The 6,823-nt window shown below is 69.4% G+C and carries 5 protein-coding genes and 1 other RNA gene; all 6 read left to right on the forward strand.

Annotated features, from left to right (window positions below):
- The first annotated feature begins 136 nt into the window (after positions 1-136).
- The 6 genes from prfB (at position 137) to ssrA (ending at position 6,740) form a co-directional block, all read left to right on the forward strand.
- Positions 137-1,255, forward strand: coding sequence for a peptide chain release factor 2 (gene prfB, locus ACJOT3_RS30580; RefSeq protein WP_406976608.1), 1,119 nt, complete (start codon positions 137-139; stop codon positions 1,253-1,255).
- A gap of 499 nt (positions 1,256-1,754) precedes the next feature.
- Positions 1,755-2,444, forward strand: coding sequence for a cell division ATP-binding protein FtsE (gene ftsE / locus ACJOT3_RS30585; RefSeq protein ID WP_220565084.1), 690 nt, complete (start codon positions 1,755-1,757; stop codon positions 2,442-2,444).
- Positions 2,445-2,535: 91 nt separating this feature from the next.
- Entirely contained in the window at positions 2,536-3,447 is a 912-nt protein-coding gene (ftsX, locus tag ACJOT3_RS30590; RefSeq protein ID WP_406976609.1) for a permease-like cell division protein FtsX, read from the forward strand.
- A gap of 75 nt (positions 3,448-3,522) precedes the next feature.
- On the forward strand, positions 3,523-3,990 hold the full coding sequence (gene smpB, locus ACJOT3_RS30595; protein ID WP_355256842.1) for an SsrA-binding protein SmpB: 468 nt from the start codon (positions 3,523-3,525) through the stop codon (positions 3,988-3,990).
- 23 nt (positions 3,991-4,013) lie between these two features.
- Positions 4,014-5,978 carry a penicillin-binding transpeptidase domain-containing protein gene (locus ACJOT3_RS30600; RefSeq protein ID WP_406976610.1) on the forward strand — a complete coding sequence of 655 codons (1,965 nt, stop codon included), beginning with the start codon at positions 4,014-4,016 and terminating at the stop codon, positions 5,976-5,978.
- A 389-nt stretch (positions 5,979-6,367) separates the two neighbouring features.
- Positions 6,368-6,740: a transfer-messenger RNA gene (gene ssrA / locus ACJOT3_RS30605) on the forward strand.
- Positions 6,741-6,823 lie beyond the last annotated feature (83 nt).

Raw genomic sequence — 6,823 nt, forward strand, 5'->3', positions numbered from 1 at the left:
CGGGCCTCCAGAACCCCGCCGGGCACCCTCGCGGCCGACGGGCCGGGGCCGTCCTTCGGGGCGGCCCCGGCCGCGTTCACGGGTGGTCGCGTTCACGGTGGCGGCCCCCGCGGGCAGGGGGCCTACACTGGGGTCCGTGGCAGAACTGGACCCAGCAGAGAAGATCAAGGACCTCGCGGCGACCCTGGCGAGCGTCACCGCCGTCTTGGACCTGGAGGCGATGCGCACCCGGATCGAAGAACTGCGCGAGCAGTCCGCCGACCCGGAGCTGTGGGCCGACCAGGGCAACGCGCAGAAGGTGACGCGCGAACTCTCCAGCCTGGAGTCCATGGTCAACAAGGTCGAGGGCATCGGCCGGCGGCTCGACGACCTGGGCGTGCTCTACGAGCTGGCCGAGGCCGAGGAGGACGCCGACACCAAGGCCGAGGCCGACCGCGAGCTCGAACAGCTCCGCAAGGAGATCGGCGAGCTGGAGGTGCGCACCCTCCTCAACGGCCCGCACGACGACCACGAGGCCCTCGTCACCATCAACTCCCAGGCGGGCGGCGTGGACGCCGCGGACTGGGCGCAGATGCTCCAGCGCATGTACCTGCGCTGGGCCGAGCGGCACGGCTACCCCACGGAGATCTACGAGACCTCCTACGCGGAGGAGGCGGGCATCAAGTCCACCTCGTTCGCGGTCAAGGCGCCGTTCGCCTACGGCACCCTGCGCGGCGAGCACGGCACCCACCGCCTGGTCCGCATCTCCCCGTTCGACAACCAGAACCGGCGCCAGACCTCCTTCGCCGGCGTGGACGTCGTCCCCGTGGTGGAGCAGAGCGACCACGTCGACATCGACGAGACCGAGCTGCGCATCGACGTGTACCGGTCCTCGGGCCCCGGCGGCCAGGGCGTCAACACCACCGACTCGGCGGTGCGCATCACCCACCTGCCCACCGGCATCGTGGTGTCCTGCCAGAACGAGCGATCCCAGCTCCAGAACAAGGCGACCGCGATGACGATGCTCCAGGCCAAGCTGCTGGCGCGCAAGCGCGAGGAGGAGCTGGCGGCGCTCAACGACATCCGCGGCGAGGCGGTGAGCAGCTGGGGCACCCAGATGCGCAACTACGTGCTCCAGCCCTACCAGAGCGTCAAGGACGTGCGGACCGGCGCGGAGACGGGCAACACCGCCGCGGTGCTGGACGGCGAGATCGACGAGTTCATCGACGCCGAGATCCGCTGGATGCGCAGCCGGGAGCGGGTCGAGGAGGCCTGATCCCGCAACACGCCGACCGGCCGGGAGGCCCGCACGGAGATCGGGGACCTCGTCCCTGTGATGTGCGGGGACCCGGCCGTTCCGGTTCTCCCGGGGGCGGATATCGGTCCCCGGCGCGCTCACCCGGACCGGGGACCTCGGCCCTGTAATATCCGGGGTCCGGCCGCGCGGAGCGACGGCGGCGACACCCTGGGTGTCGGCACGGATGCCCCTAGTGAGCGATCAGGGAAGAATGCGCAGGTTGTATCCCAATGGTGATGCTCGCGACTCCGCGGTTTTACCGAAACGGCTATATGTGAACGTTATCATCGGTTGACACCTCCGATATGCTCGGGGCTGTTGTCCGATAGTGTGCGGAATCTTCGGGTGCGACGCGGCCTGGACGATCCGGGTCCTTCCCCCCTCTACACTGTCGGTTGGCCATGCGGCCGGTACGATCCCCGCACGGAGTCCTCTCCGCCGCGGGTACCCATACCTTCGAGAACCTTGTGATGCGCCTGTGATCCACTTCGATAACGTCACCAAGGTCTATCCGACCCAGAAGCGCCCCGCGCTCGACGGCGTTTCCATTGACGTAGACAAGGGCGAGTTCGTCTTCCTGGTCGGCCCGTCCGGCTCCGGCAAGTCGACCTTCCTCCGCTTGGTCCTCAAGGAGGAGAAGCCCGACAAGGGCCGCGTCCACGTGGCCGGCAAGGACCTCGCGCGCCTGTCCAACTGGAAGGTGCCGCACCTGCGCCGCCGCATCGGCTGTGTCTTCCAGGACTTCCGCCTGCTGCCGAACAAGAACGTCTTCGAGAACGTCGCGTTCGCGCTGGAGGTCATCGGCAAGCCCCGCCGGTTCATCCGCAAGGTCGTCCCCGAGGTCGTCGAACTCGTCGGCCTGGAGGGCAAGGCCGGACGCATGCCCAACGAGCTCTCCGGTGGTGAGCAGCAGCGCGTCGCGATCGCCCGCGCGTTCGTCAACCGCCCGCAGATCCTGCTGGCCGACGAGCCCACCGGCAACATCGACCCCGCGACCTCCATCGGCATCATGAAGGTCCTGGACCGCATCAACCGGACGGGCACCACCGTCGTCATGGCGACGCACGACGCCGCCATCGTCGACTCCATGCGCAAGCGCGTGATCGAGCTCGAAGAGGGCCTCGTGGTCCGCGACCAGTCGCGCGGCGTCTACGGCCAGGCTTACTGACCTTCTGGCGCGCCCGGCGCCGGGCGTCCCACCCCGCGGCGAGGACCCGACCGGCGCGGCGAACCACCCAAGGATGGACCTTTAACAGATCATGCGAGCACAATTCGTTCTCTCCGAGACGTGGATCGGCCTGCGTCGCAACCTGACGATGACGATCGCCGTCATCACGACGGTGGCCATCTCCTTGGCCCTCTTCGGCGCCGGCCTGCTGGTCAACCAGCAGGTATCCGAGATGCGCAACTACTGGGACGAGCGGATCACGCTCACCATCTACATGTGCAACGAGATCTCTCCGACCGAGGTCTGCCAGGAGAACGGGCCCGCCACCCCGGAGGACCGTGACGCGCTCCAGGCCAAGCTGGAGGGCATGGAGCAGGTCCAGAGCGTCACCTACCTGACCGCCGCCGAGGCCTGGCAGGACTTCCAGGAGCGCCTGGGCGCCTCCAACGAGGCCCTCGCCGCCGCCGCGCAGGAGGGCGACATCCCGGACAACTTCCGGGTGCAGCTCACCAACCCGGAGTACTACGACACCGTGCGGGCCGCCGTCGAGGGCAGCCCCGGCGTCGACGCCATCTCCAACGACCAGCGGGTCCTGGAGCAGTTCTTCGGCCTGCTGGACGGCCTCAAGTGGTCCGCGCTGCTGGTCGCCGGCGTGCAGCTGGCCGCCGCCGCGCTGCTGATCGGCAACACCATCCGCCTGTCGGCCTACAGCCGCCGCCGCGAGACCGGCATCATGCGCCTGGTCGGTGCCTCGAACTTCTACATCCAGCTGCCCTTCCTCCTGGAAGGCGCGATCGCGGGCCTGGTCGGCGGTCTCATCGCCTCCGGGTTCATCGTGGCCACCCGGTTCACGCTGCTGACCCGCGTGGAGGAATGGTTCCAGTTCGACATCGCCCTGGGCACCGGTGCGCTCATGTACGTGATCGGTGTATCGATGATCCTCGGTGTGCTGCTGTGCACCGTCACCTCGTTCCTCACCCTGCGCCGGTACCTCAAGGTCTGACGCGGGCCGTCGGGGACGGACACGACCGAACCGGGGGGCCTCGTGCCCCCCGGACGTATTGAAGGGACACCTGCTGTGGCACGGGAAACCGGGCGCAAGCTCATCGCGCAGAATCGGCGCGCCCGGCACGAATACCACATCGACGAGACCTACGAGGCGGGAATCGTCCTCACCGGTACCGAGGTGAAATCGCTCAGAGAGGGCCGGGCGTCCATCGTCGACGGTTTCGCGCACATCGGCGACGGCGAGGTGTGGCTGGAACACGTGCACATCCCCGAGTACTCGCAGGGCACCTGGACCAACCACGCGTCCCGCCGATCGCGTAAGCTACTCCTGCACCGCGCGCAGATCTCGCGGCTCATCGGCAAGACCCGCGAGCCCGGGTACACGCTGATCCCGCTGTCGCTGTACTTCAGCGACGGGCGGGTCAAGGTCGAGATCGCTCTGGCACGCGGTAAGCGCGAATACGACAAGCGTCAGGACATCGCCGAACGCGAGGCGAAGCGGGACATGGAACGCGCGCTCCGCCAACGCAACCGATGAGGCGCCCGAAAGGAACACACACGGTGTCCCCCCGTCCCACCGGCCGCAGGATCGCGGCCGCCGGCAGCGCCCTGATCCTCGTTGCCACCCTGGCCGCCTGTACTCCGAACCCCAGCCCCGAAGTGGCGGTCAGGTCCTTCCTGCTCGCCTGGCAGGGCGGGGAGCACGCGGAGGCGGCCCGGTACACCGACGGCGACCCCGAGCAGGTCGAGCGCGCCCTCACCGACATGAAGGAGCAGCTCGACCTCGCCTCCCTGCGGTTCGGGCTCGGCCCGATCTCCCGGGAGAAGGAGAACGCCACCGCCGAGTTCTCGGTCCACGCCGACCTCGGCATCGGCGACCCCACCTGGGACTACACCGGTCGGATGCCGCTCACCTGGGGCCCCGACGGCTGGAAGATCACCTGGTCCTCCGGCGTCCTGCACCCCGAGCTGAACGCCGAGGAGCGCCTCGCGGTCAGCTACGAGACCCAGGAGCGCGGCCAGATCCTCGACAACCAGGGGCGGCCGCTGGTCACCGCGGACCGGGTCAGCGCCTTCGGCGTGGTGCCCGCCGAGATGGAGGACAAGGAGGCCGGGGTCACCGAACTCGCCGAACTGCTCGACGAGGACCCCGACCCGCTGCTCAACCGGGTGCGCTCCGCGCCGCCCGAGCAGTTCCAGCCGCTGGTGCTCATGCGCAACTCCAGCGTCAACGGGTCGCTGCTGGCCGACGTCCGCAAGATCTCCGGCGCCGACGTGCAGGAGGTCGAGATCAACCTGACCCCGGCCGTGGCGCCGTTCGTGGTCGGGGAGGTCGCCGGCACCGCCGAGCACCGCGTCTCCTCCCGCGTCCCGGGCACCTACCAGGCCGGTGACACCGTCGGCCTGAGCGGACTGCAGAACATCTTCCAGCACGAGCTGGCCGGCTCGGCGACCACCCGGGTCGTCACCCTGGACGCCGACGGCGAGGTCACCGGGGTCCTGGAGTCCTGGGAGGGCGAGCAGAGCGGCGGCATCGACACCACGCTCGACGCCGACGTGCAGCGGGCCGCGGAGAACGCGCTCACCGGGCTGCCCGGCAACGCCTACCTGGTGGCCGTCGACCCCGCCAGCGGCCAGATCCTGGCCGCGGCCAACGCCTCCGGCAACACCGGCGACGACCGCGCCTTCACCGGCTCCTACAAGCCCGGCGGCACCTTCGGCGTGATCGCCGCCCTGGCCGCCCTGGAGAGCGGCGCCGTCACCCCGACCAGCGACGTGCCCTGCGGGCCCAGCGTCGAGATCGGCGGACAGACCTTCACCAACCCCAGCCAGGGGTCGCTGAGCTTCGGACCCACCCTGGTCCGCAACATCGCCTTCGCCTGCAACGTCGGGTTCGCCTCCCTGGGCGAGAAGGTCGGCGCGCAGGCGCTCACCGAGACCGCGCGGGAACTCGGCATCGGGCAGGACTGGCAGCTGGCCGTCCCCGCCTCCGCCGGCGAGGTCCAGATCGGCGGCGACGACGTCGAGCTGGCCTCCGCGATGATCGGTGAGCACGGGGTGCGGGTCAGCCCGCTCACCATGGCCCTGGTCGCCGGAGCCATCGCCGACGGCTCCTGGCACCCGCCGCAGCTGGTGCGCGGCGAGCCGGCCGCAGCCGGAACCGCCCTGGACCCGGCCGGCCTGGACGTGGTCCGGGAAGGACTGCGCGAGGCCGTCGTCCAGCGCATGCCCGAACTGACCATGGGCGTCGGCGAGGGCGAGGTGCACGGCCAGGCCGTGCGCACCGACCAGGGCGACGAGACCTCGCTGCACTGGTTCGTCGGCTACCAGGGCGACGTGGCGTTCGCGGTACTGGCCGAGGTCGACCCCGCCCAGACGCTGTGGTCGCAGTACGCGGTCACCGCCGCCCAGTCGTTCCTGACGGGCCTGGCCAACGGGCTCCCCGAGACCAACGCCGAGGCCCCGCTGGCCGAGGCCGACCTCACCGCCACCGAGGAGACCGCCGCCGAGGAGACCGGCTGGTAATCCGGTCGTACATAGCGCGCCCCGATGGGGCAAAACGGGCGGCCCCTCCGCAACCTTCGGAAGGGCCGCCCGCGTCTTCCCGGATACCTGGCACCGCGACAGGGGGTAGCGGGCCAGCGTGGAGGCAGGACCTCATCTCGGGGGAGATCCTGTCGGTTTCCAACGGTCGGCCCGACCCTGCCGACCGGCCCCCGCGGGAGAGCGTCGACCACTCTGAGTCCGCCCCGCGGGGGTTTCTCCCTGTTCGGAACCCGTTCACGTCACCGGGAATCAGCTTGGCCCCCGGGACGTTGACCCGGTAGAGTGACAAGCGAGCACGAGGACCGGCGGTCCGAACGCTCGTTGCGGGCACCACCGGCCTCGGCCGGAGGAGCCTTGACAACTCCACAGGGGGTGATCGGTTTCGACTTCGATAGGCGTTTCAGGGGAAGCGGGTCGAGGGTTGTGTTTGTGACCTCGTTAATCCTGCATTCACGCTAAACACAAGTGCCAATTCCAAGCGCACTGAGTTCGCTCTCGCTGCCTAAGCGATAGCGACTCTGTCGGTCCGGGCTCGTCATCGGCCCGGGTACCGGCATCAGCTAGATGACTCACCGCACGGATCAGGCCACAGGGCCCGAGCGGGACATTTCAGTGGCTGGGCCTGTCAGCGATGTGTCTGTACAAGCGCTGGGGCCGAGTAGAGCGACACTACAGACTGCACCCGGAGAAGCTCTGGTGCGTCATCGAAGGACGCGGGTTCGATTCCCGCCACCTCCACTCGACTCGGGGCGACTCATGCTCGGGGGCCTTCGGCCGCCTCGCAGGAGTCGCCTTCGTCGTGCCTGCCGGGGGGAGTCCCCCCG

It is taken from the genome of Nocardiopsis protaetiae (genome assembly GCF_045446735.1).
Taxonomy (GTDB): Bacteria; Actinomycetota; Actinomycetes; order Streptosporangiales; family Streptosporangiaceae; genus Nocardiopsis; species Nocardiopsis protaetiae.